The organism is Chryseobacterium fluminis (assembly GCF_026314945.1).
In the GTDB taxonomy this organism is placed as follows: domain Bacteria; phylum Bacteroidota; class Bacteroidia; order Flavobacteriales; family Weeksellaceae; genus Chryseobacterium; species Chryseobacterium fluminis.
This window is the reverse complement of sequence record NZ_CP111121.1, coordinates 1396961-1421073: the sequence shown is the minus strand read 5'-3', so window position 1 is coordinate 1421073 and position 24113 is coordinate 1396961. Positions and strand designations below refer to the sequence as shown.

Genomic DNA, 24113 nt, shown 5'->3' with positions numbered 1-24113 from the left:
TTTAGATTTATTTTTTTCTAACAACTTGCACGGGATAGCCATTAGCTCTCAGCCAATCATCCTTCAACTTCTGTAAGGTGTGATATCTAGATCCTCCAACTTTGGTTTCAATTCCTGCTGACTTACCATTAGGCATCTTAACTTGTATGTCCATATACCGCTTTCCATATGGAGTTTTCTTATAAACTTCTGTCTTTACTACTTTTCCTTCTGCTCTCAATGCATCAGCCAATTCATCTCTAAAGGCATTTCCCGCAGTTCTATTAGCCTGAACTAAAGCTCCTTTACTTATTTTTACTGATGTTCCTTCATTATTTACCGTCTTTGTATATTGCCCATTGTTAGTGGACGCAGGACCTTCAATGGTGATTGTTTCATAACTTTCAGTTACCGGGTTATACTTGGTACCGATTTGTATATCAGTAGCAATATCTATGTCCCCAATTGTTAACGTTTTTCCCTTAGGTGTAAGGCCAACAGTAGCTGTTTTGGGAGTATTGTTTAAGGTCCACGGGCTTCTTCCTGCTTCAACAGGAACACCTTTTAAAATTGTTCCTTTTGGCGCTCCTGTAGTAGCGGCCTGTACATTCCTTAATGCCTGTTGAACCGCTCCGGTGACTCCTCCGACAACACCTCCTATTACAGCTCCTGATAACCCGCCCATAAGGGTACCTTGCAGTACATTTTCACCAAACATGACCGAGGTTGCAAATCCACTGAGCGCACCTGCCACAGCACCTCCTGAAACCCCTGCAATAGCTCCGCCGAGTAGACCGCCCTGAATACCCCAGCTTGCAGCAGCAAATGTGGCCGCTGAAGCGCCTACTGCAGCTCCTACACCACCGGTAAATGCACCAATAGCACCACCCATTACAATTTTACCCCAGGTGGCTCCCCAATTCCATTCTACCGGATTCCACGAACCATTGGCTTTTGCCCCTGTGACATAAGCGCCTATCACCGCTCCTACAACAATCCATGCAAACTCACCATTCGGATCAGCATACATGAGAGGATTATTAACTACATATCCGTATTTATTATAAAACTGGGTATTGAACGGATCCTGTATATTCTCGTCAGCATTCAGAAATCGTCTCAGGAGCGGATCGTAAAGCCTGCCATTCATATGGATGATTCCCACCTCCATAAAATGCTCATGAGAAGTATAACCCCGGTCGATATACAGGCTGCCGAAAGCTTCTATAGCCGCCGGAATGGAACTTCCCAAAGCTACAGGACCATCCTTTATTTTCAGATGGGTAAAATTTCCCCACGCATCAAAATGCCTTTGTTCAAGTTTGGTTCCCGTTTCCTCACTGATGGCCAGAATACTTCCGAGATAATCTTTATGCAGAAATAAAAAGGATCCGCTGCTCTGATCATAATTTTTTAAATATACAATATTACTTTCATATGGGTTTGCCCCTATGTAAATAATGTGCTTATCGCTCCCGGTCTTATTATCTTTTATGATCTCAAAACTTCCGTCTTCACTGTATATTTTTGTATATCTTCCATCTTCATCCCTACTAAACTGTCCTCCATACGTCACTCTTTGTCTCATGGCCGTTAAACCGTAGCGGAAAGCGACATCTCCTTTTTCTCCGTCTATAAATACCGGATCATTATTTTCATTATAGATAATGCTTTGAATCAAATCATTATTATAGTTCTGAGTTCCGGCAGCATTCAGGGTCAGTCCCGTGGGTTGATAAATTTTAGCTGAATTCTCGAAATTTACAATTCCTACCTGGTCATTTTCTAAAATTCGGCCTTTTTTATCATAGATATTTCTAATGCCCGATGGCAAGATGCCGGTTATTGGATCGGTCCAGTTGGCGAGCCTGTTATTATCATCATACTCGAAGTTTTCCTTAATATCAAAATTGCCCTCCGTTTTCCTGTATCTGAGCTCATTTCTGATAGCATCAAAAGAATAGGAAATTTTTAAAATATTCGGCTTCAGTGAAGATGAATGATTAATATGGGTCAGTAATCCATTTGCATCGTAGGCATTAACAATATCTGCTGCCCCTAATTTTGACCTTATGACCAGTCCTTTGGCATTGGTTTCTTTCAGCTCCCAAAGTATTTTTCCGGATTTATTATCTTTAACCTGATATAGCTCCCCATTCCAGGCACTGTAGACATTTTTAATAGAAGCCGTGGTAATAGCCCCTGAAGATTCAATTTCCTTCTCATAGGAAATTACTCGTCCCTTGTTATCATAAATAGTATTCTTCTGGGAAAATTTAGCTTCCGGATTTTGCTGGTAGACTGCAATTTCCTTTCCCTGGGGATCATAGGTAATATTGTAACTGTAGTCTTTCCCATTGGATGTTCCCTTTTTGAAAGCAAGCCTTCCTTTATTATTGTAAGAAAAATTAATGACCTTATCGGTTTCATCTCCTGTGCTTGAAACCTCTTTTTGAAGGGTAAGCTGCCCTAAGCTGTTGTATTGATAGTTTTTCTCTCCTTTAGGACTTTTTACCTTTAACAAAGCCCCCATAAATCCTCCATATTCGTAAATATACTCGCCATTGGAGGGGTCATTTACCATTATCTTATTCCCCCAGTCATCATATTTTGTAGTTACAATATGATCTTCATACTGCGCTTTAATTTGCTGACCAGCTGCGTTATAGGTAAACTGTACGGTTCCGCCCGGGTCTGTAGATGAAATGATGTTTCCCAGAGCATCAATCGTCCGGGAGGTTATCCTCCCGTAGTCAGCAGGATGTGTTTCTTTGACGCTGGTGGTAAATCCTGACACGGTAGTTTCCGTCTGTTTTCCGTTAAAACCTGTAAAAGTTACCTTAGCAGGAAATACGTTGTCATCATACAGGAAAGTATTCCACTGGCTGGCCGCCTGTCCTTCAAAATAAGGTTCCGAGACTTTTAGTTTTCTGCCTAAGATATCATACTGCGATTCCCTGGATATATACTGGCCCTGTGCAAAAGCTTTGGTACTCATTTTATATTCCTGGCCCAGTTTATTAGTGAAAATCCTGGAAATATCACCATCAGGGTTGTTCTGTGTAACAGTAGCATTATATCCGCTGTCTCTGTTATATTGTAAGGTAGTAGTGCCTAAAAGACTGGATGTACTGGTTAGTAATTTACCCCAATGATCATACGTATTGGTAACCGTATTGCCGTCAGGGTCAGTCTCATTCAATACAAGTCCCAGGGTATTATATTGATAAACAGTTTGCAGTCCAAGGTGATCTGTTTTCTTAATAACGTATCTGCCCTGTGGATCATATTCAGCAGATTCCGTTCGTGAATTTCCGTCTAAAGCAGACTTTGTATTTTTTAAAATAATATTTCCGAATCCATCATAAGAATATTCCTCTACAATAGAATTGCTCATATTAGCTCCGGGAGAAAATGTGCTGCTTTTTAAAAGGTTGTTATCATAAGTGTAGGTGGTCAGATCGCTTTGAGTATCATTATAAGCTTCAGCTTTTTCAAGCTTGCTTACAGGTCTTCCTATATAATAGTTTTTTCCTGTTCCGCCGATGTTATGCTGATAGTTAAATTCAGCTGAAGACACGGAGTATCCGTTATTTATGGAAGTTACGGTACGATAAGGAAGATAATAACTTCCATATGTAATTATTTTTTCTGTCAGGGTTCCGGTCAGAAAATCTTTGGTTTTTGTAGCCTTAGGCACCGAAGCGGTCACGATCCAGTTCGTATATACCGCAGGGATCGTGGTCACTACCTGTCCGTTCAGGAGTTTATCTGTTTTATAGGATACCGACTCAAAGCTCAGCAGCTGGGCGTTATTTTCTGAAATATCAGAAGGGAAAATATTATTTTCATTATTGGTCCTGATGCTCCATTGTTTTACCGGGGCTCCGTCCAGAAGGGGATCAATTTCTGATCCTGACCAGATCTTAGTATTTTCGAACCCGTCCGCATACCATGAAGAGCGGGCGGTCTGCAGATAACCCAACATTTTTTTCCCGTGCATATTCCCGGTAAGACCTTTATAACGGAAATCCTGTTTCCTGCCTTCTTCTGCGAGTTGCGATACAGCATACGCATGGTCCGCTCTAGTAAGGGAATAATATGGATACAGTTCTTTTTTTTCTTTCTTATAAAAATTGGGAAGCACCGGATTGTTTGGTACCGCTTCAAGGTATTTTATCGAAGTCGTGACCCCTCCCTGGGTAATGGAGCTTACTCTTGCCAATTCGGAAAGAGGAGTGGGACCTTTTATTTTTTTAAGATGTTGTTTCCAATACAGGAAGACATTGTAATAATTATTTCCTGATTTAATAGAGTTGGTAACCGGTGTAAACAGGGTAAGATCAAAAATATCCTGTACCTGATATTGTGGACTTTGAAATGTCCATCCGGCACCGAAATTGGGAGTTCCGTTAAGTTCAGATCCACTGGCCATTTTAGCATTGACTACATATCCGAAATTCCTGTAATTGGTATTGAACGTATTGATCTGATTATAGGAGAATACCTGAACAATATCAGATTTTCCATCCTTATTCATATCGGTTACTGAAAAGAAATATTCTTTGGTAAATTTTGCATAATTACCGGTCATTTCTTTTTGAAACTTCCTGTAGGTAAAAAATTCTTTCTTCAGGAAAGGGGTAAATCCTTTCTCTGTTCCGATGTAAAATCTCCAGTCATCAGGCTTACCTACGGCATTGTCGGTAATAGGAATGGCAAAGTCTACCTTACCATCGCCATTATAATCTCCAAACAATACCGGAAATTCAGGTTCCTTCGTTTCAAGCAGGTTCCCTGAAAACCGAATTTTTTTCTCATACTGATTGGTATTAATCTTGACAAATTCAAAGACAGTATATCGAGAACCCCCGACACTAATAATCTTAACTTTACCGTCTCCATCAATATCCATATATTTCTGGTCAGGATATGAACTATCGTTAATAAGAGAAACAATAGAAGAATGTAACGTACTTGGATTTTTAAGGTCTATGATACCTCTTGAATTAAAACCGGGAGGAGCTCCATCATCGATAAAAACATCAGGTATCCCATCCCCGTCAAAATCACCTACCTCGATTTTGACGTTATCATCAAATCCTGCATAAGCTGTATTTGCCAGGTTTTTTTCAAATACTTTTTCAAAAGTATTATTTCTAAAAATATAGCCAAAAATTCTTTGATTTTTGTATTCAACAATACCATTGCCATTATAAACCTGACCTTCTTCATCCAGTAAGGTACTAACTAATTTGGCATTACCGGCAAAAGTCTTACCTGTCGAAATGGCGGTAAAAGATTCATTAAAAGCGCCGAGCTTTACAGTACCGTTGTTCATTAGAAAATCCAGATAAGAATCGCCGTTAAAATCCCCTATTAATTTTACATCAGTAAAAGGATCCGGTTCTGCAGCATACTCGGCATAAGAAGAATTTACCAGGGGTGGATAATTTAAAGTGACAGGATTGGCAGCATCAGTACTTGAATTTGAGTTATATTCGTTAATCTTACTGACAAACTGATAATTTGTTCCATTATTGGTATATTCTACAGAGTATCTCTTAACCACAGTATTATTGGTAAATACTTTTACTTCTGATAATATCTTACTATTATAATATTTTACCCCCTAGATATAAGATTCTTCCTTTAGATTTCTGTCCGTGTAATTAAACTGAACAGAATTCATATGCGGAGTATTCAAGTCCTTATTGCCTCCCCACTGTATATTCGATATCAAAGTAATATTATTTCCCTGATTGTAGCTGTAGGAAATATAATTTCCCTGTGGATCCCTCCATTCGCTGATATTATATTCCAGTGAAGTTCTGGCATCAAGATTACGGCCATACCAGGCCTGGGACCCGTCATCGAAAGTTATTTCCCAGTATTCCGAACCTTGCCATGGATGACCGGCACCATATGACCCGATTGATTTAAATTTAGTATTAGAGTACTTTTCCGAAAAATATTCTGCTCCGTCTTTACCATATTCTCCGGATTTCAGAATCAGCCTTTGGCCATTGAAGCTATAATAATCTGTATAGTCAAACTTAACATTCTTTACTTCTTTCGCATTTTCTATATTCTTTGCGGTTCTTGTAATGGCAGTGACACCGGAAATCATCCATCCATATCCTGCAATACCATTTCCTGTTTCACTGGTATACACCAAACTAAGCTGGGGTCCTACACCTTTTACTCCCTGAGGAACTTCAATGGGTAGTGTAAACTGGAGCTGGCCTGCTCTGGTAACATCTATATCGCCTTTAGTATCATGAAAACTCTGGCTGGTTTGTGATAAGCACAAAACAGAGTAGAGAGAAAATATAAGGAACGAAAATAATCGAACATTTTTATAATTATTGGTCTTCATATCGCATTATCTTTTGGTGATGTTTTTACTGAAAACCCGGCCATCTTTAAGGGTAAAGCGTAATACATAAACACCCCATTCATAGCCGGTCATGTTTATTCTCAGTTGTCTGTTCAGACCGGGCAGATTCTGTTGCTGGAATTTCCAGTGTACCGTGCTGTGCTGAAATAGGGAAATGGATTGAATGAGATCATCAGCCTCTTGTGTCCAGTCAATAGAAAGAAAATCATTAACCGGAACCGGATACAGACGTATCTGTTTCCAGAATGTTTTTTCATCCGTTACGAGATCAGTGTGCAAAGATCTCTTAGAATTTGAATTTTTCCCTACCTGTTCATTTATTTCAAGACCGCGATACCGCTGATTACCTGCTTCATCATATTTGAAGTAAATTTCCTGTTGGGCATGAAAGCCGGTTGCTGTACATAATAGTAATGCAGCCACGTAATTTTTTTTCATATGTGATTTTTACTGGCTAACTTAAAAACTCCATTTTATTTTTGATTCAGTAAAAACCCATTTTTATATGGGCTTTTTACGGTATTTATTTTATCTCCTGACAATTCTGTAACACTATACTTTAATAAAAAAGCTAACAGATCATTACAGAAGACTTTTAGGATAACGGCAAAAAATAATGGGTATAGCTAAGAAGAATGAGGCACCGAAGGAATTACAATCTCACAAACGGCATATCATGATGAACTATTGAGTTCATTTAAATTAAGATTCGTCACTAAAAATAAAAGCACATCATTGGGAGGATCTTTTCCGGAAAATTTATAATACATTTGCCCAGATTACCGTTCTGTCATCTGTACTAATTCTATGCAAGAGCTTGCTGATTTTATTAAAACCCATACCCGTCATCTCTGTGAAGAAGAGCTGTTTTTAATTATTTCTAAATTCCGTACACAGACGCTTCGGAAAAAACAGCTTTTGCTGAAACGGGGACAGATTGCCAACCGGTACTATTATGTAAGAAGCGGCGCACTCCGTTTTATTTATGGTGAGAATCAGGATCTCACAGCCTGGATTGTACTGCCCGGGGAATTTTTTACGGAAATATCGAGCTTTAAACTGCAGACTCCTACACGGTTCAATATCGAAGCTGTCGATGACACTGAACTGTGTTATATTGAAAGGGCAGAGATGGAGCTGCTTTACCGGCAGCTGCCTGTCTGGCAGGAGTTCGGAAGGGAAGTATGGGAGACGATGGCCATGCGCATGATTGATGAAATCATCCGCTTCCAGACCATGACGGTAGAAGAACGTTACCTTGAATTTTTACGTCAGCCCGGATTTATGCAGCATATATCCGTTAAGCAGCTCGCTTCCTATTTGGGAATTACTCCGAACGCCCTGAGCCGTATACGGAAAAATATCCGCTGATACGAAACTACCATTTGGTAGTTCGAGCCTTTCCGATAATTCATAGTTTTGATCATTAAACAAGATCAGCATTATGAAAAATATAATTTTAGTTGCCGGTGCTACCGGAAGCCTGGGTGAAAAGATCTGCAGGGAATTGCAAACGAGAGGAGCAAACGTAAGAGCACTCATCCGTCCGGAAAGCAACCCGGAAAAAACAGAAGCATTGAAAGAGGCGGGAATTGAGACGCTGGTTGTCGATTTCAGCAATTCTTCCCAGCTCGTGGCTGCCTGTTCAGGCGTCTCCTGTATCGTCTCCGCGCTTGCAGGATTGAAAGAAACCATCGTAGAGGTACAGACCCAACTGCTGGATGCCGCAGCAGAAGCAGGTGTTCCCCGCTTTATCCCTTCCGATTTCTGTACCGATTACACCCAGCTTCCAGAAGGCAGCAACCGGAATTTTGATCTACGGAAAATATTTACCGCTCTTGCAGAAAAACGTCCTGTCAGGCTGACTTCTGTTTTCAACGGAGCCTTTTCCTATGTACTGCGTTTCGGCATCCCGCTTCTGAATACCAAAGAACAGTCTATTGCCTTTTATGACGGCAAGGCAGACTGGAAAATAGATTTCACCTCCCTTGAAGATACAGCCGCTTTTACGGCCGAAGCGGCTTTGGACGACACTGCCCCGCGTTATTTACGCATTGCCGGCTTCAGGGTAAGTCCCGAAGATCTTGTCAGGCTGAGTGGGAAAATATTCGGGACACCGTTTCAGCTTCAGAACCAGGGTTCCCTGGAGCAGTTTTCGGAAACGATTCAGAAAGTACGCACAGCGCATCCCGAAGGTGAGCAGGAACTGTATCCGGCTTGGCAACAGATGCAGTACCTGTACAGCATGTTTGCCGCCCATCATGATCAGCTGGATAATGCGCGGTACCCTGGCTTAAACTGGCAAAATGCTGAAGAAACTTTACGATCATCTCATATCTAATCAAACCTGTACAAAATGCAAAACCAATACACAGACGAAGCCCTTATCTTTGATTGGGCCGGATTCACCAGTCATATCATTGAAGTAAACGGAATACAGCTTCATTATGTAGATGGAGGGAGTGGCGTACCCGTGATCTGCCTCCCGGGATGGCCGCAAACCTGGTATTCCTACCGTACGATCGCCTGCCGGCTGGCTGAAAATTATCGGGTCATCGTTGTCGATATCCGTGGAATGGGCAGTTCTGCCACCCCTGCTTCGGGCTATGATAAAAAGACCATGGCTGCAGATATCCACGAACTTATCCTGAAACTGAACCTGGAACAGGCTTTTGTTATGGGGCATGATATCGGCGGTATGGTAGCGATGAGCCTGGCGCAGAACTTTCCTGAGACGGTAAGCGGTCTCATTGTTGCGGACGGCCTCCACCCCGACGAAGGAATTCTTCAGATGCCCCTGATCCCTTCCGCAGGAACTTTTACGGATAAAATCAATCCTCAACAGCCTTATACCTGGTGGATGGGCTTTAACCAGATCAAAGGATTACCCGAGAAACTGCTGGAAGGGCGGTACCGGTATTTACTCGACTGGCTTTTCAGCTATGTCATGACCGATGAAAGCCGGATGTCCGATTTTGAAAAGGAAGTCTACGCTGCCGTGTACAATCAGCCGGAGCGTATCCGGGCTTCCAATGCATGGTATCAGACTTTCAACCAGGATATTGAAGATGGTAAAGGCTATAAAAAACTAACTTTACCGGTTTTGGGGATTGCCAGCAATGTCTCATATGGATTCTACCAGTATGCTCTTCCACAGTCAGCTGATCATTATGAGCTGATTCACCTGCCGGACACCGGCCACTATATGTTTGAGGAGAATCCTGACGCCGTATTTGATGCCGTATCTGCATTCCTGAATAAAATGCAGGGAGCCGATCTTCTAAAGTGAAAAATCCTCAGATCCTTCAAAAAGTGATTAATAGCTGCTTATAGTTATGCTAACAGATTGCCGAATAGCAACAACAGTTTAATTATAGCTGGACTGTTACTCGTATTGATAAAGCCGGGTCATGAGTTGACAATAAGGGAAGTATTTAGATTTGCCAAATATAAAAAATAAGAGAAATTCAGTCAGCTTACGGTATACTCGCAAGTTATACTGATGAAAAAAGCGGATTTAAGGAAGACAGGGTAAAAATTTCCAGGAACAATCACAAGAATTGATATATTTGGCAAATCTAAACATGATACCGTCTAACCATCATCTGACTATGAATTTCAGCATCATAACCTCAAAAATATTTATTTTATTTATTTTAATCCTGAACCTGAATATTTTTGCTCAGAAAAAGGAATTTGACATAGCAGGAAACTGGGAAATGACGGACTTCTGGAGCAATAAAAGTGCAACCGTTTTTACAAATGACGGATATATTTCGATTACTATAAACGGAGAGAAAATTGACGGGAAGAATTTTATAATCCGGGGCGGACCCCATGATAGCGAAAAAGGGGAAATGAAATATGTAATCAATGCGAATAAGAGTCCTATTCAAATTGATGTGATTGCCCTGAAGGACAATATTGAGAAAGGAAGAATTCTGGGTATTATTATTCCGGTAAACCATACCAAAATCCTAATGCTGTTAAGTTTTAACGGAAAAAGACCCAAAACAATGAATGACGAAAATTTTGAACAGACTCTGACTTTATACAAAAGAGAATAAAGAAAATATTTAATTATCCTAATAACCACATCACATAAAATGAATCAGTTTTTCACCTTTTTAGTGCTGGGCATTGCAGACCTCTTTATTCACAGAACGTACCCTACGAAAACAGAATATTTATAAAACCAAATCTGATGATGCCATTCCCGTACTGAATGTTGCCACATTTCATATGGGAGAAAGCTCTGACGCAAACTCAACCGATTTCGATGAAAATGACAAAAAAATCAGTCTGAGATTAAAAACTGGCCAAACGTTTGCCAGAATTTAAACCGACGATCATTGTTATTGAAGATTTGCCTGAAAATGACAGTGTACGACAGAGCTCTTATGCGGACTATATCAGAAACCCTAAAAAGAGATTCCTGAAACCCGATCAAAGAGAATTGAGGGCTTATGAAGTGGGCCGGCTCAGCGGAGCAGAAAAAATTTACGGAATTGATTTTAAGGAAGGGTATAACTACAATATAAACGTTGTTAACAGTGCGGATACAGCTACCTTAAAAAAAATATGCTGTGTTAAATGATGAAAATGATGCGAAAAATCCGGAGGTCGGAATTCCTTTTTATGATCTATTCAAATTAAATAACCATCCTTAATATTTGGAAAGCCTTATTAATTTTAATGCCGATTTACTGCTGTACAATTCAAGTAAAAATCATCACGAAGGCGCAGATGAGGCAGGGAAATTTTACCACAGAAATCTAGTGATGTTTTCAAACCTCAACCAGATCCCTGTTAGCGGAAATGACAGGATTTTTATACTGATGGGCGGAACCCACACTGCATTTTTTATGGATTTTTTAAAAAGAAGCCCAAAATTTAAAACCGTAAATACATTTGAATACCTGAAATAGGTCAGCTCCATGATGTTGAACCTCTGGTGCAGTACTATACCATTTTCACTGTCGTATAAATATACAGGAATAAATAAAATATCCATATTAACGAGATGTATAGATGTAAAATTTTTATTGATTTAAATATTTACTGGTTAGAAGACTTTAAATTTTATCGATTAAATTTAAATAGCTATTTTTGTTTTTTAACAAATTTTTAACAAGTATAAAGTGATTAAAAAAAAATTACTGTTTGCAACGTGTATTACTTTAAATACAGTTGCTATGGCACAAATCGGTGTCGGAACCAGTACTCCGGATCAATCTTCGATTATGGAGCTTTCCTCTACTAACAAAGGATTTTTACCCCCTCGTGTGGCATTAACAAGTGCAACAGATGCTGCAACGGTACTCAATCCTGCTAATGGATTAGTGGTTTACAATACCAATGCAAATTTTGCGAGTCCAGGCCTTTATCTGAATTTAGGTACACCTATATCACCAGATTGGAGAATTCTTCAGGTTCAAAGACCAGGTGGTACAACTATCGAATATACTTCACTGGACTTAGCACCACAATTCGATATGAATCTTCTTCCGAATAGCTCAGATACCTGGACAGAGGTTACAGCTTTAAGACAGAATCTTGTAGTTTCAACAGGAACCAATATAAAGACTGTTATGACTGGCATTTTGAATGCTCAAGGTAACAGCAATACGCTTGCGCAATGTGATGTGATAGTAAAGCTTACACCTGGAAATACTGCATTGCCAAGTACCTTAAGCAGTGCTGCTGCTGGCCCCAGAGACTCATTTGGATTAATAACCAACAATGGCAGTGGCCAGACTGTTTCAATAAATGTTGCAAAATCTACCGTAGCCACTAATCAAAATTATGTCATTCAGGTTTATGTGTCAAGAAATAATTCGCCATCTAATTTAGCGTCTTATTACTTATCTCCATTTTACATCAATACTTTGGCTACAAAGTAAAATAATCAATAGATTAAATTTGTAAATCCAACGGTCTCAAAATTCTGCACTGCAATCCGACAACTTCATCATTTGTAAAAAGTTGTCGGAACAGCATTTCTTCTTTTGAGACAGCATTTCTATTATTGATTATTAATTCAGAAATCTGTTAGATCCCGATTTTAAAGTGATCGACGCGGATGGTAAGAGCGGTGGTCATGGAAAAATCATGAAGAAACAGAAGCCTTAACCAATATCAAAAATATTTTAATGAACACAGATCTGATTTCCGAAACAGTTGGAAGCAAAAAACAGGATTACGATAAAATAAGCGAATGACTGAAAAGCAATTAAAAATCCGGCAGCAGGCATTTGCATTAAGCCTCTGTACGCTTGTATTTATGGGTGTTTATAATTTCTGCACCTGGTATGCGTCTTCTTTAGATTTTGTGCCGTCATTTACTTTTGATTTTGAAAAATCGATTCCGTTCGTACCTTTGTCGATCATTCCGTACATGGCAAGCGGGCTTTTTTTCTGCCTGGTATTTTTTTCCTGTAAAAATAAAAATCAATTAAAAATATTAACATGGAGGATGCTCTTTGTTACAGTGACTGCAGGAATATTTTTCATCGCAGTACCGTTACGGTTTTCTTTTGCAAAGCCTGAAGTGTCACATCATATTCTGAATCTTCCTTTTTCGTTTCTGAAAGCATTCGACTCGCCTTTCAACCAGTCCCCGTCACTGCATATTGCTTTTGCTTTTATATTCTGGTCGGTGTTTAAAGATCTTTCAAAATGGCGGATTTTCTTAATGATCTGGCTGATTCTGCTGGGAATTTCAACATTGACCACGTATCAGCATCATTTTATCGATATTTTAAACGGAGCCATTCTTGCCCATATCAGCTTTATCATCATTCCTTACCGAAAACATGATCCCGAATACCGGAATTTACGGTTAGCCAATTATTATTTGTTATCAGGGTGGATCCTGATCTCAGCTGCTTTATTGCTGAATCAGTATATTGGCAGAGAAGGGTTAATGGTATTATTACCTGCAATATTGATGATCGGTATCGGGTATAATCTCCAAAAAAGATAAGCCGTATTTTTAGCTGGCTGTTCATGATGATCTGCTGATAAAGATGGAGATTGAACCGGAATAGATTCCATCTTCCTGCCATTCGTTGCAGTCAGCATAGCATTATTTAATATGTGCTGTCCGTCTCATTTTTCTTCCCAGGATAACAGAGGGAAGAATACCCACCAGCAATGTCAGCCAGAACCACGTAGGATGAACCGTGCTTATCCACAGCCAGCCTACCACCAGCATAATGCTTATTCCCACCATGTAATGCTGTTTGTTTTCTCCACCGCTAAGAGATGTTATCAGACCTCCGGTGATACAACTGATGTAAACACAGCTTAATTTGATGACCAGCTGAATGATATCGAAGAAATTCCAGGTGTCCTGATCAAACAGGTGCATAGAGGCCGGAACCAGCAATCCCTGTATTTTAGCGAAAACGGAGCTCAGAAGGCCGATGGTTACGAATCCTGTGACGACGGAAAATATTTTTTTAAAAATCATTACTCAACTGATTTTAAAATTAAACTGATCTTCACTGAGCACGATCGGATCGGTCATGATCTTCTTAAGTTCGATGTCAGATGCCGCTTTGAAAGACGTAACAAACTGATCAAGCTGCTGCTCATTTTCAGGGATAAAAGATGCTGCGTTCTTTCGTGCATTGCTTTGGAATTTATGGATGACCGGCTGCATCCACTGGTTATAGTTGCTGCATGCGGATCTAAGATCATCAGGTGTTTTGCTGATAAAATGAGATAAGGCCTTCGCACCATAGATGGATAGCGATGCTCCCATCCCGGAAAGGGCCGTCGGACAATACCCGGCGTCGCCCAGCAAAACAATGTTTCCCTTAACAAGGTCAGAGACTTTAACCATTCCTATTTTATCAATGAACATGTTTCCCTTTTGTGAAAAACGACTGAGCAGCTCCCGTACTTCCAAGCTGTATGAACTGAATGAACTCTGCAATAGTTCTGCCGGTTTGTTCCATGGTGCAGGATCTCCGCTATGACGAAGATAACACTGAATAGCAATTTCATCGTTTGCAATAGGGTAGATGGAGAGCATTTTATCCACATCAATATAAATCTTAAAAGAACCCACGGTACCGGAATGTTCTGTCCGCAGCCGTCCTCCCATATACAGTGTATTGAAATCTTCCATTCCGGAATCCGTAAAATAGCGTTCCCGGGTGGCAGAACGCAGACCTTCTGAAACAATTACCAGGTCAGCTTCCATTTCTGATCCGTCAGAAAATGTCACACCGGTGGTATCACCTTCTGAACGGAGGTCCGAAATCGTTGTATTGAAAAGTATATTGATCTGGTGTTTTAAATTATCATACAGGACATTGTGAAGACCTCCACGCGAAATCAGTATTGAATTTTCAATATTTTTATTCATTTTTTCATAGCTGAGATACTGAATGATCCGGTCATCTTTTTCTAAAAAACTGACAAACTCAGAGGGAGAGGAGGCTGCTTTTAATTCCTCTTTCAGTCCGAGTTCTTCCATGATCCTCACTCCAAAACTCTTCAGGGAGATCAGAAAGCCGGCTGTGGTAAAGGACGGAGCCCTGTCTGCCACTGTAATGTGATGGCCCTGTCCTGACAGGAATTTTGCCGCAGTTAATCCTGCAATCCCTCCGCCTGATATCAAAATATTTTTTTTCATTAGGTAACTTTTAAATGATTATTGCAAATTTAGTTTTACCTTTAAGCATAAAATAGTCCCTTCCAGAATAAAAATAGTCCATAAAATGAATTTTCCTGATAACAAAAAGCAGATGCTTGATCTGGCGGAGAAATTGGGAATACCGGCATCCGAACTGCGCAGTACGATTGATGTTCTGAGTCTTAACGAGGTTCATATTGCAGATATGCTCCCGGAAATGGTTGTGATGATCCGCTCGATGATTGCGGAAAAAACATTCACCTACAGAAGAAAACCTATGGATATGGTTAAAAGAGGTCTGCTTTTTTCCTTCCAGAACATCATCAGTCATCCTTCAGCCGGTAATCAGAATACAGAAAAATTTACTGAAGCCCAGCCTCACGTCCGGATAACGCCTTTTCACCTGGAAAGTGAAGTGGTATTTCCCAAAGGATTTATGATTACGCAGATTACGATACTTATCGAACTCGATTTTCTCAGGGATTTTCTCGGCCGGGCCCGGGAGACGTTTAGTTATCTTTTTAATGATGAAAAAACATTCCTGATAGAGGAGTTTATGTCTCCGGATATGGCTGATCTTGTCAGTAAGATCGCCACTGATCCTGCATCAGGTATACTTTCCGAAGCTTATTATAAATTGAAAGCACTGGAACTGCTTTATCTGCTTTTTAAGAATCTCTCTGAACGGGAGACTGTAAGATATCACAGTCTCCGTAGTGATGAAATAGCCTCTCTTTACCGCGTCCGGAATGCTATTGCCGCTTCAGTCTCACAGCCTTTGACACAGGATGAATTGGTGAGAATCGGTGGTATGAATGTTCTCAAACTCCGGAAACTCTTTACTCAGGTTTTCGGAAAAGGATTGTATGAATACAGCCAGTATCTTCGGATACAGGAGGCAGCAAGATTAATGCGGTATGATCGTCTTTCGGTCACTGAGGCCGGATACCAGCTGGGTTTTACCAACCTCAGTTATTTCGGAAGACTGTTTGAGCAGCACTTTGGAATGAAGCCTAAAAAGTGGAGTATATATCATCGCCTGAAAGGGTAGTAGGAAGGCTGCCTGTTCTCTGGGATATTTTCTATTGCTGGTTTTTTATTCAGAGAGACTTATTACGTCAGGCTTTATGATGCTGGCAGTTGCTCTGAATTGGGTAGCTTTGCAGAATGAAGGAATTTACAGACCTCTTGTCGCAATACGGAAACCTGGACCGGCAACAGACTGATCTGATGATGAGTCAATCGGTAAATCTGGAACTCAGAAAAGGCGACCATTTCTGGGAAATAGGAAAAACTTCGAAATACGTGGGATTTGTTACCGGCGGAATTCTTCGTGTATATTTTGATAACGATAAAGGAGATGAGATCACCCATTATTTTGTTCAGGAAAATCATTGGCTTTCAGATTGGGATCACCCGGATAAAAACATCAGCCCGGTTGCCAATTTACAGGCCATTACCCAATGTTCACTCATTGCCTTCTTAAAAAAAGACTGGAACGGATTATTACAATCTGTCCCTGAATTGAATATCATCATCCAAAAGATCATCATCAAGCATAAATCAGAAAAGCTCGAAAGAAGGAGTTCGCTGATTTCAGAAGATACCACAAAGCGGTACCTGTCTTTCCTGAAGCAGTATCCGAACATGGTGAACCGTATTCCGTTGTCGTATGTTGCCTCCTATCTGGGGATGAAACAGCAATCCTTAAGCAGGGTACGGAAAAGTATTCGCTGATCACTTTTTCACAAATGTGAAAAAAAAATATTTTTTGTTGGTGCAACTTTGCCGCATTAACAGTTTAATCAGCAAAAAATGAAAAAAGTACTTATTACAGGAGCCAATAAAGGAATCGGGCTGGCCACGGCAAAACAGCTTTTGCAGAGAGGATTTTATGTATATCTGGGCTGTCGCAGTCATGAACGCGGTGTACAGGCAATGGAACAGTTAAAATCGGAAGGATTAACCAATGCCGAACTTCTGATCATTGATATTACCGATGACAGGTCCGTGAAAAATGCCCGGGCTGACCTGGGTAAAAAAGCAGAAAAATTAGATGTACTGATCAATAATGCCGGTATTACCGGCAATATGCCACAAGATGCTTTGACGGCAACGGTCCCGGAATTTGAAAAAGTGTTTCAAACCAATTTATACGGAACTTTAAGAGTCGTGCAGTCTTTTACCGATCTGCTGGAAAAATCCGAGAAACCTCAAATTATTAACATCAGTTCAAGTATCGGCTCCCTTACCCTTCATAGTGACACCCACTGGAAGTATTACGAAAATGCCCATCTTTTTATGGTTTATGCCGTCTCCAAAGCTGCACTCAATCTGTATACCATTTCACTGGGCAACCAACTTCCGAAGTTCAGGGTCAATCTAGTCGATCCGGGGTTTATAAAAACCGACCTTACCAATAATGAGGGAAACGGGACCCCTGACGAAGCTGCGCATACCATAGTGAAGACGATCCTGAATAAAAATCTGCCGACAGGAAAATTCATAAGTGAAGATCATGATTCCGGAACCGGAGAATGCCCATGGTAAACGTGTACACAATATTGATGGTCGAAACAGATTGGTAACAGAAATCACTTATATTATAACTTTTTATATCGTCTGGACGGAAATTTCGGAACCGATGAGCGAGGAATTGTGATTTATCGGTACGGATTTTGGTTTACAGCAGCACAGCAGACTGGCTCTAATCATCTTCACAGTCTCTGAACTTAATCGTACACACCAAATAATCACAAAAAAATATTATGAAAAAAGCATCATTAAAAACCATTGCAGAAAAAATGAAAGATTTAGACTTCTGTATGATGGTCACTCAGGACGACAGTCAGGTATCACATTCGAGACCGATGAGCAACAACGGAAAAGTAGAGTATGATGGAGACTCATGGTTCTTCACCTACGAAGACAGCAACAAGGTGAATCAGATTAAGCAGACTCACCATGTGAATCTTATTTATCAGACCGATGATATGTTATTCATAGAATGTACCGGTGAAGGCGAAATTATTACAGATAAAGACACTCTGAAGAACAAATGGGTCGACGGCCTGGACCAATGGTTTCCGGAAGGTACCGATACTCCCGGCATCTGCTTAATTAAAGTAAGCGCGAAACAGGTGAAGTTCTGGCATAAAGATGAAGAAGGGGAGTACAATGCGTAATTGCCGATATGTATTTGTAAACAACTTCAATCCTATAACCATAGAAAATCCCGGCCGCAGCCGGGATTTTATTCTTGTAACATCGCACTGACGAAAAAACTTTCGTGTTCTAATCTCCTTTTTTGTGGTGATGAGGTTTTAGCGAGGTTTTGTTCTTAGGCGTTTCCTTGTTATCTCTCTGGCGTTGATCTAACTTATCAGTTGATTCCGCAACTTTTTTCGGACCTGGTTTGATTCCCATAGCAAATAAATTTTAGGTTAATACGATACATTAAATCAATCATATTTAATGCCAAATTATAATTTTCTGTTTTAGAAATAAGTAATCTGAGACAGTTACTCCGATGTTGGGCATTACCGAAGCAATGAGAATTGTCAGTAGAACCTGATCTTTCTATGGTGATTATTCTACATTCCCCTTATACTGTTCTTTACCGTCAACATAGAGAACAGATTTTATCGGATCGTAGCTGTATTGGCCATTCTGATACATGCCCTTGCTATCCTTATCCAATAGGACTGCCTGTTGATCTTCCCGGTCCGGTAGAAATAGCTCTGCCTTTTTCTGGTCGTCGCCCATCAGAACAAACGCACTAATCACGGCTGCATTGTTCTGGGCATTTACAGGATTCAGCCGGAACCCTTCGTTAAAAACCTGGATGCAATTCTGCTTAAGTTCACTCCATGTCTGTCCTGCTGAGGCCATACATCCGTGGTCGTCTTTATCGGAACCTACTGCTTTTCTCTCATCGGCAGGTTTTTTCTCGGTGTTCTTGGCAGGCTGGTTACAGGCTGACAGTCCAACCATACATACTGCTGTTAAAATCAGTTTTTTCATACGAATCATATTAATATTCTGAAAAGCCTGCAATACGGATGCCATTGAAGGTAAGTTGTCAACAATAGCTGCAGATAAGAGCGGTCGGCAGAGAGTAGTTGTGAGAATATTCCCGTGTCAATAAAAAAAGAGCTCCTTGCGGAACTCTTTTGCATTATTTAATCATTGATGTCTATAGGGCAGACATCTTATTTAGCTTCAAAATAGACTCTTCTGTTCGCTTTGTTTTTCCACTCCGGACATTTGGTAGCTGGGTCACATTCAGGGTATTTCAAATCTTGTTTACCTCTTCCCACTGCTTCTAATTTTCCTGACTGAACACCGTTTTTAACTAAGTAATTCTTAACATTTCCGGCTCTTTTTTCAGACAATTTCATGTTGTATCCTGCAGTTCCTCTTGTATCTGTTGCTCCTACCACTCTGTAGTCTCCTTGTGAAGAATTGATGTAGTTTACTGCATTATTAAGAATAGGAGTGCTGGATGGTAAAATTCTGTCAGAATTCAAATCGAACTCGATGCCTTCCAATACTCTGCTCTGGTCATCCACGGTTCCCACAGGGTTGCTGGTAGGACATCCCTGGTTTTCTACAGGTCCCGGTACTGTTACACATTTGTCATAAAGATCAATAACACCGTCAAGATCTGTATCTAAGGCAACTCCGGATCCATCCACTCTTGCTCCTGCAGGAGTATCGATTTGTCTGTCCCAGTCATCACAAACACCGTCGTTATCGGCGTCTCCGCTCTTACATACGGTGATATCCTGATTCTTCTCTGCTAAAACATCCATTTTGTAGTAGATTTCCTGTAAAGGATCATGCCACATCAGGTGATTGTCGTGTTTTCCAAGGTTGAAAGTCAGACCCAACGTTGCATTGAAGAAGTTATCTGAAGTATTTTCAGAACGTTGGTTAATCGCACTGGTGTGAACACCTCCTCCGTCAAATTCATCATCTCCGGTAATCACGTACATTAATCTACCTTCGATATCCACTCTGTTACTAATTTTATATTTAAGACCGGCACCAGCCTGTCCGAATAGAGAGTTTAATTTAAATGGTTTCACTTCAGTCATCAGCCTTTGTCCTGCTTCATCTTTCTGAAATGCTTTGTAAGCAAGCGTACCGATACCTGCATAACCATGTAGCGCCCATCTGAAAGCCGAACGGTTATCAACTCTTCTCAAAAGATTTGAAAAATTGATATCTCCTAAAATTGAGATCGCATCATACTGTGTTCTGCCGGCTACCTGTTGGTAAGCAGAAGCATTAGCAGGTGCAGCATCTTTGGTATTGAACCATCCCTGTCTTGTTTCGCCTCTGTCATACTGCAGCTTTAAACCGAAAGCATGGGTAATGGCTTTATCAATACTCACATAAGCAGAATATCCGAAAAGGTTTTTCCCGTTTCCATTTTTTATGGAAGTAAGATCTGCGGTCTGCATTAGCGGAACCCCGGCTCCCACGGAAATTGACCAGTCATTAAATCTCTTTGCAGAGGCATTGAATGGCGACGTAGTAAAGGATTCTTCGCTTACTGTTTTTTGGTACTGATTGTTAACAGCAGTTGCTGTATCTTGCCCGAAACCGGACATCGGGATAGCCATCGCTAGGGCTACAGATGCTAGATTAAATTTCATAACTAATTTTTGATAATTAATTTATTTATGTTAATATTATTATAATATTAGTAAAACGTGATTCGTAATTTACAATTTCCATACCATTGTAGTTTTTCATGTAATGGATATGCTGTTTTCTGGAAATCGATTACTAAAATTATATGGATATTCATTATGATAGAATGCTTTAAAATCGCTGAATGATTATTGTCGATCTATCACAAATTATTTAAATATTTTATTGATTATCTAATTGATACATTATTTTGTTATTTAATGCGGTATGTTTTAATATCAGAGCCTGAATTGAAACAGATGCCCGGGTGATGAATTACCGGTAACAAACAGACTGTTTTCATGAGAAATCTCATATTTTAAAATTATTTCGCCGGTACATCCCGTTCACCTCTGATACAGTAAAATTTGATGCATTTACTATAGATATCGGATCCGACATTTAGATGTGACGGGTTGAATTCAGTTCCGAAAGCTATGAATAATTGGTTTTAAAAGCTTTTTTTTGTCCGTGAAACAATAAGGAAGTATTTTTGCCGGAGATCACTGCCCGTGATCTAAAATTAACACTTAACCTTTAAATATATTATGAAAAACTATGCTTATGTAACCTCCTATGTTTCCAGAAACAGAATGTTAAATGCCGAACAATGGCTTATCGATGATAAAACTGTTCTGAAAAAACTCATCGCCTTATTCAGATATCAGGATTTTCAACGGGAACAGGAATACGCTCAGCTTTCATTACTTACTGCATTTGCAGAATGTCTGACAGATGAAAATAAGACGGAGTTTTTTGCCATATTAAACAGTCATGCCGATCAGGTGGAGTATGTCACCTTCAGACCTCTTGACAGTTATGAACAGACCGGGATCAGTTTTCATACCTCACTGGTGAATGGTTATTTTGATGTTAAAATGATTAAAAGGGATCAGGCGAAATTTCGCCGTGAAGCTTTAAAAGATATTGATTCCTTATCAAAGGAGATCATAAGCGAGCTTCATCTCAAAAAAGATACTAGAGAGATTCTGTTAACAGATGTTTTACTTTGGCTCAACGGCAGAAGAAACGGAAAGTTATGGTTCAGCTTATCTTCGGCGGGGATTCTGGAAACCAATTTCGATTCCGAAAAAGCTGATGCCGGAATGGTATTTACAGAAATCCAATGCAATTTATCCGATCCGTATCTGTATTCTCAAAATGATGATTTCAAGTTTTTTTTACTCTCTGTAAGAAATACAGAAAACCACCTGTAAACCACAGGAAGCTTTTCTTAAGGACATTACAAGCAAACCATAAACCTGCAAACAGAAGGTCATCTCAGTCAGGATAGAGAGAAGGTGATTTTTTTATAACCGTACCTTATATATAGGATATGATTTTAAAGGCTGGAAATCTTCGGCCCTTTATAGATCTTCCGGAATGGATGAATACTATTATTATAAGCAAAACAGCCACTTCATTCGAAATGGCTGTTTTGTAATCCGGATAAGTGTTATGATGTTAGGAGCTCTTATTAAACAGAACATTCAATATTGTTCCTGTTTTTTATAACCGTCTTAGGCCCGCACCAGCGTTTTTTTATAATTGGTTTTTTTTAAATACTTATTTCCATAGTAGGGTCAGTTTTTCATCTTTCAGCTGATTTTTTTTTCGGATCAATGCATAACTTACGGTTTCGTCAGCATTGAAGTAGAGCTGTAACAGCATTCTGGATCTTCCAAACCTGTTGTTGTCTACCGGATAAATCCATATTCCGTCAGAATACATCCGTACATCATAACCGAACATTTCCAGAATTTCTCCGTGACTTTTTCCAACAGCTAAATTTTTTGTGATAAGATCCCGGATCAGCCTTTTTCTTTTTCCCGGATTCAGCTTCCATATGTTGCTGTTAAACGGCTGATTGTTGAAACTGAAGACAGAAAATACATTTCTTATAATTTTTCGCATGAATCTTAAAGTGAATTTTACTTATTCTTTAATGGTTTAAATATCCGGTGTCTTAAAAAAGGCTCCATTATGCAATGGTGCCCGAGGGCAAGCCCGGAATCAGATGGGTTGTTTTAATAAAATTTAATTCCGGATCACAGGTTACAAATTTGATTCCAATTTTAATAAAGAGGAGATATTATTCCGCTCTGAACGGATGAATTTTTCTTAACATTTCATATTCGCTTTTTCAGCGGATATAATAAAGGGCAACGATGGTTTCCGGAGATGAATTTTTATTATGGCTTATTTGAGTAAACGGCCATTCAACGGAATGGAACTGTCACTTCAAAAAACTCAAAATAAAGAACAGAGACCTTAAATAGAAGGCCATACAGACTTTAAGATCTCTGCTTTTTTGGAAAAGTGGGGGCAAAAGTGCCGGACATCAGACCTTTTTGAGGATCATATCAGCAATATTATGTCTACATTTGTGAAAGAGTCCGATTATTGCTTTTATGTATTTATGGTAATAAAAAACTGATTATGAAGTATTCAGCATTTATCGTTTTGCTTTTTCTCACTGCCTGTAAAGATCATGAGGCCCAAAAATTCTGTGATGATCTGGAAGCGGCAGAACAGCGGGTGTATCAAATCATGGTTTCAGACGGTGCCGAAAAAAAACGCCTGCAGGCATTGGTCGACGGCCAACCTCAGCTGGCAAAAGAGATTACGTTGGGTCAGATTAACGGCTTAGACCGGATTATTGGCGAGATCCAACGATACGATGTAGATGATATCGACAGTGCCCGGGCAGTGAAAAAATCTACCCTTTCCTATTACAGGGCCTACAGAGGATATAAACTGCTGGATACCGTGGATGCCTATTTACTCAGGCAGTCCCTACATAAAATAAACAATGTGCAGCAGACTACCGCTTTCAGACTATCCAGGATTGCAGAAACAGCACGTGTTGAAAAACTTGATCTCACAAGAAACAGGCTTATAGAAAAATTTAAACTTCTTCACCGGATAAAATGAAAAAGACAGGGCAATGAAATACTCGGAAACGGTTATCACAATGTCCGATGGGGAAAGATATTCCCGACACTCAAAAGATTTACAGATCATTCTAATTAAAAAGACCATGCCGATAAACCAGATGCCTCCGGACGGAGGAATGTTATATAAAGAGACAGATATGGCGCAGTTTTTTCACCGCTACCGCACGAATCCCTTCGTGTGGTTGTCTGATTTCTAAACACTTAAGTTAATTTAAGTATAACTTTACGCAGAAGAAGTACACGTAAGTTCTTTGAAAATCATTGATTTTCTTCTGAAGTACACTAATTCTGCGGTATTTTCTTCCCCGAAAAAGTCCTTAACCAAAAGTTCCCGCCACTGGCAACCGGTTTTCAGCCGTTTTATCATGGTCTGAATTATTTTGCCAAGTCAAACTTCGTAGAAAATCCCCTTTGCCCTCTGCTTAAATGG

General features: G+C 39.9%; 24 protein-coding genes. 15 read left to right on the top strand and 9 right to left on the bottom strand.

Annotated elements, in window-relative coordinates; genetic code table 11:
• Positions 1–7: 7 nt before the first annotated feature.
• From ODZ84_RS06240 to ODZ84_RS06230, 3 genes are read right to left on the bottom strand one after another with little or no spacing between them, the layout of a single operon-like run.
• Positions 8–5551 carry an RHS repeat-associated core domain-containing protein gene (locus ODZ84_RS06240; RefSeq protein WP_266176131.1) on the bottom strand — a complete coding sequence of 1848 codons (5544 nt, stop codon included), beginning with the start codon at positions 5549–5551 and terminating at the stop codon, positions 8–10.
• A gap of 60 nt (positions 5552–5611) precedes the next feature.
• Complete coding sequence (locus ODZ84_RS06235) at positions 5612–6358, bottom strand: SpvB/TcaC N-terminal domain-containing protein (protein WP_266176130.1); 747 nt, start codon at positions 6356–6358, stop codon at positions 5612–5614.
• A gap of 6 nt (positions 6359–6364) precedes the next feature.
• A complete protein-coding gene (locus ODZ84_RS06230; protein ID WP_266176129.1) occupies positions 6365–6817 on the bottom strand; it encodes a CIA30 family protein in 453 nt (150 codons plus the stop codon).
• A 369-nt stretch (positions 6818–7186) separates the two neighbouring features.
• Between ODZ84_RS06230 and ODZ84_RS06225 the strand changes: the two genes are divergently transcribed.
• From ODZ84_RS06225 to ODZ84_RS06190, 8 genes are all read left to right on the top strand, one after another.
• Complete coding sequence (locus ODZ84_RS06225; RefSeq protein ID WP_266176128.1) at positions 7187–7750, top strand: Crp/Fnr family transcriptional regulator; 564 nt, start codon at positions 7187–7189, stop codon at positions 7748–7750.
• Between the two features lie 73 nt (positions 7751–7823).
• A complete protein-coding gene (locus tag ODZ84_RS06220; RefSeq protein ID WP_266176127.1) occupies positions 7824–8720 on the top strand; it encodes an NmrA family NAD(P)-binding protein in 897 nt (298 codons plus the stop codon).
• Positions 8721–8735: 15 nt separating this feature from the next.
• Entirely contained in the window at positions 8736–9668 is a 933-nt protein-coding gene (locus ODZ84_RS06215; protein WP_266176126.1) for an alpha/beta fold hydrolase, read from the top strand.
• A gap of 322 nt (positions 9669–9990) precedes the next feature.
• Complete coding sequence (locus tag ODZ84_RS06210) at positions 9991–10446, top strand: hypothetical protein (protein WP_266176125.1); 456 nt, start codon at positions 9991–9993, stop codon at positions 10444–10446.
• Between the two features lie 260 nt (positions 10447–10706).
• Complete coding sequence (locus ODZ84_RS06205) at positions 10707–10976, top strand: hypothetical protein (protein ID WP_266176124.1); 270 nt, start codon at positions 10707–10709, stop codon at positions 10974–10976.
• Between the two features lie 76 nt (positions 10977–11052).
• On the top strand, positions 11053–11307 hold the full coding sequence (locus tag ODZ84_RS06200) for a DUF5694 domain-containing protein (RefSeq protein WP_266176123.1): 255 nt from the start codon (positions 11053–11055) through the stop codon (positions 11305–11307).
• 213 nt (positions 11308–11520) lie between these two features.
• Entirely contained in the window at positions 11521–12282 is a 762-nt protein-coding gene (locus ODZ84_RS06195; RefSeq protein WP_266176122.1) for a hypothetical protein, read from the top strand.
• A 314-nt stretch (positions 12283–12596) separates the two neighbouring features.
• Complete coding sequence (locus ODZ84_RS06190) at positions 12597–13364, top strand: phosphatase PAP2 family protein (RefSeq protein WP_266176121.1); 768 nt, start codon at positions 12597–12599, stop codon at positions 13362–13364.
• 102 nt (positions 13365–13466) lie between these two features.
• Here the strand turns inward: ODZ84_RS06190 and ODZ84_RS06185 are convergent, their stop codons facing one another.
• On the bottom strand, positions 13467–13853 hold the full coding sequence (locus ODZ84_RS06185) for a hypothetical protein (protein WP_266176120.1): 387 nt from the start codon (positions 13851–13853) through the stop codon (positions 13467–13469).
• Positions 13854–13856: 3 nt separating this feature from the next.
• Positions 13857–15026, bottom strand: coding sequence for an FAD-dependent monooxygenase (locus ODZ84_RS06180; RefSeq protein ID WP_266176119.1), 1170 nt, complete (start codon positions 15024–15026; stop codon positions 13857–13859).
• A gap of 85 nt (positions 15027–15111) precedes the next feature.
• Between ODZ84_RS06180 and ODZ84_RS06175 the strand changes: the two genes are divergently transcribed.
• The 4 genes from ODZ84_RS06175 (at position 15112) to ODZ84_RS06160 (ending at position 18211) form a co-directional block, all read left to right on the top strand.
• Positions 15112–16077 (top strand): helix-turn-helix transcriptional regulator, encoded by a 966-nt coding sequence (locus ODZ84_RS06175; RefSeq protein ID WP_266176118.1) that lies wholly within the window; start codon positions 15112–15114, stop codon positions 16075–16077.
• A gap of 116 nt (positions 16078–16193) precedes the next feature.
• Complete coding sequence (locus ODZ84_RS06170) at positions 16194–16763, top strand: Crp/Fnr family transcriptional regulator (protein ID WP_266176117.1); 570 nt, start codon at positions 16194–16196, stop codon at positions 16761–16763.
• 78 nt (positions 16764–16841) lie between these two features.
• The gene (locus ODZ84_RS06165) at positions 16842–17576 is read left to right on the top strand and encodes an SDR family NAD(P)-dependent oxidoreductase (protein WP_266176116.1); all 735 of its coding nucleotides are present in this window, start codon (positions 16842–16844) and stop codon (positions 17574–17576) included.
• 218 nt (positions 17577–17794) lie between these two features.
• Positions 17795–18211, top strand: coding sequence for a pyridoxamine 5'-phosphate oxidase family protein (locus tag ODZ84_RS06160; RefSeq protein WP_266176115.1), 417 nt, complete (start codon positions 17795–17797; stop codon positions 18209–18211).
• Positions 18212–18614: 403 nt separating this feature from the next.
• On the opposite strand, the gene ODZ84_RS06155 is transcribed toward ODZ84_RS06160, so the two are convergent.
• Together ODZ84_RS06155 and ODZ84_RS06150 are read right to left on the bottom strand one after the other, a co-directional pair.
• Complete coding sequence (locus tag ODZ84_RS06155; RefSeq protein ID WP_266176114.1) at positions 18615–19049, bottom strand: hypothetical protein; 435 nt, start codon at positions 19047–19049, stop codon at positions 18615–18617.
• 188 nt (positions 19050–19237) lie between these two features.
• On the bottom strand, positions 19238–20689 hold the full coding sequence (locus tag ODZ84_RS06150) for an OmpA family protein (protein ID WP_266176113.1): 1452 nt from the start codon (positions 20687–20689) through the stop codon (positions 19238–19240).
• A 585-nt stretch (positions 20690–21274) separates the two neighbouring features.
• Between ODZ84_RS06150 and ODZ84_RS06145 the strand changes: the two genes are divergently transcribed.
• On the top strand, positions 21275–21943 hold the full coding sequence (locus ODZ84_RS06145) for a hypothetical protein (RefSeq protein ID WP_266176112.1): 669 nt from the start codon (positions 21275–21277) through the stop codon (positions 21941–21943).
• Between the two features lie 349 nt (positions 21944–22292).
• Here the strand turns inward: ODZ84_RS06145 and ODZ84_RS06140 are convergent, their stop codons facing one another.
• The gene (locus ODZ84_RS06140; protein ID WP_266176111.1) at positions 22293–22640 is read right to left on the bottom strand and encodes a hypothetical protein; all 348 of its coding nucleotides are present in this window, start codon (positions 22638–22640) and stop codon (positions 22293–22295) included.
• Positions 22641–23165: 525 nt separating this feature from the next.
• Between ODZ84_RS06140 and ODZ84_RS06135 the strand changes: the two genes are divergently transcribed.
• Positions 23166–23660: a hypothetical protein gene (locus ODZ84_RS06135; protein ID WP_266176110.1), complete on the top strand. Its 495-nt coding sequence runs from the start codon at positions 23166–23168 to the stop codon at positions 23658–23660.
• A gap of 13 nt (positions 23661–23673) precedes the next feature.
• Positions 23674–23880, top strand: a complete 207-nt coding sequence (locus ODZ84_RS06130) for a hypothetical protein (RefSeq protein ID WP_266176109.1) — start codon at positions 23674–23676, stop codon at positions 23878–23880.
• A gap of 26 nt (positions 23881–23906) precedes the next feature.
• On the opposite strand, the gene ODZ84_RS06125 is transcribed toward ODZ84_RS06130, so the two are convergent.
• Positions 23907–24050, bottom strand: coding sequence for a hypothetical protein (locus ODZ84_RS06125; RefSeq protein ID WP_266176108.1), 144 nt, complete (start codon positions 24048–24050; stop codon positions 23907–23909).
• Positions 24051–24113 lie beyond the last annotated feature (63 nt).

Bases quoted from the DNA above. Each gene is read 5' to 3' on its own strand.
- ODZ84_RS06235 (WP_266176130.1), bottom strand. From the start codon at position 6,358: ATGAAGACCAATAATTATAAAAATGTTCGATTATTTTCGTTCCTTATA.
- ODZ84_RS06230 (WP_266176129.1), bottom strand. From the start codon at position 6,817: ATGAAAAAAAATTACGTGGCTGCATTACTATTATGTACAGCAACCGGC.
- ODZ84_RS06225 (WP_266176128.1), top strand. From the start codon at position 7,187: ATGCAAGAGCTTGCTGATTTTATTAAAACCCATACCCGTCATCTCTGT.
- ODZ84_RS06220 (WP_266176127.1), top strand. From the start codon at position 7,824: ATGAAAAATATAATTTTAGTTGCCGGTGCTACCGGAAGCCTGGGTGAA.
- ODZ84_RS06215 (WP_266176126.1), top strand. From the start codon at position 8,736: ATGCAAAACCAATACACAGACGAAGCCCTTATCTTTGATTGGGCCGGA.
- ODZ84_RS06210 (WP_266176125.1), top strand. From the start codon at position 9,991: ATGAATTTCAGCATCATAACCTCAAAAATATTTATTTTATTTATTTTA.
- ODZ84_RS06190 (WP_266176121.1), top strand. From the start codon at position 12,597: ATGACTGAAAAGCAATTAAAAATCCGGCAGCAGGCATTTGCATTAAGC.
- ODZ84_RS06185 (WP_266176120.1), bottom strand. From the start codon at position 13,853: ATGATTTTTAAAAAAATATTTTCCGTCGTCACAGGATTCGTAACCATC.
- ODZ84_RS06180 (WP_266176119.1), bottom strand. From the start codon at position 15,026: ATGAAAAAAAATATTTTGATATCAGGCGGAGGGATTGCAGGATTAACT.
- ODZ84_RS06175 (WP_266176118.1), top strand. From the start codon at position 15,112: ATGAATTTTCCTGATAACAAAAAGCAGATGCTTGATCTGGCGGAGAAA.
- ODZ84_RS06170 (WP_266176117.1), top strand. From the start codon at position 16,194: ATGAAGGAATTTACAGACCTCTTGTCGCAATACGGAAACCTGGACCGG.
- ODZ84_RS06165 (WP_266176116.1), top strand. From the start codon at position 16,842: ATGAAAAAAGTACTTATTACAGGAGCCAATAAAGGAATCGGGCTGGCC.
- ODZ84_RS06160 (WP_266176115.1), top strand. From the start codon at position 17,795: ATGAAAAAAGCATCATTAAAAACCATTGCAGAAAAAATGAAAGATTTA.
- ODZ84_RS06155 (WP_266176114.1), bottom strand. From the start codon at position 19,049: ATGAAAAAACTGATTTTAACAGCAGTATGTATGGTTGGACTGTCAGCC.
- ODZ84_RS06150 (WP_266176113.1), bottom strand. From the start codon at position 20,689: ATGAAATTTAATCTAGCATCTGTAGCCCTAGCGATGGCTATCCCGATG.
- ODZ84_RS06145 (WP_266176112.1), top strand. From the start codon at position 21,275: ATGAAAAACTATGCTTATGTAACCTCCTATGTTTCCAGAAACAGAATG.
- ODZ84_RS06140 (WP_266176111.1), bottom strand. From the start codon at position 22,640: ATGCGAAAAATTATAAGAAATGTATTTTCTGTCTTCAGTTTCAACAAT.
- ODZ84_RS06135 (WP_266176110.1), top strand. From the start codon at position 23,166: ATGAAGTATTCAGCATTTATCGTTTTGCTTTTTCTCACTGCCTGTAAA.
- ODZ84_RS06130 (WP_266176109.1), top strand. From the start codon at position 23,674: ATGAAATACTCGGAAACGGTTATCACAATGTCCGATGGGGAAAGATAT.
- ODZ84_RS06125 (WP_266176108.1), bottom strand. From the start codon at position 24,050: ATGATAAAACGGCTGAAAACCGGTTGCCAGTGGCGGGAACTTTTGGTT.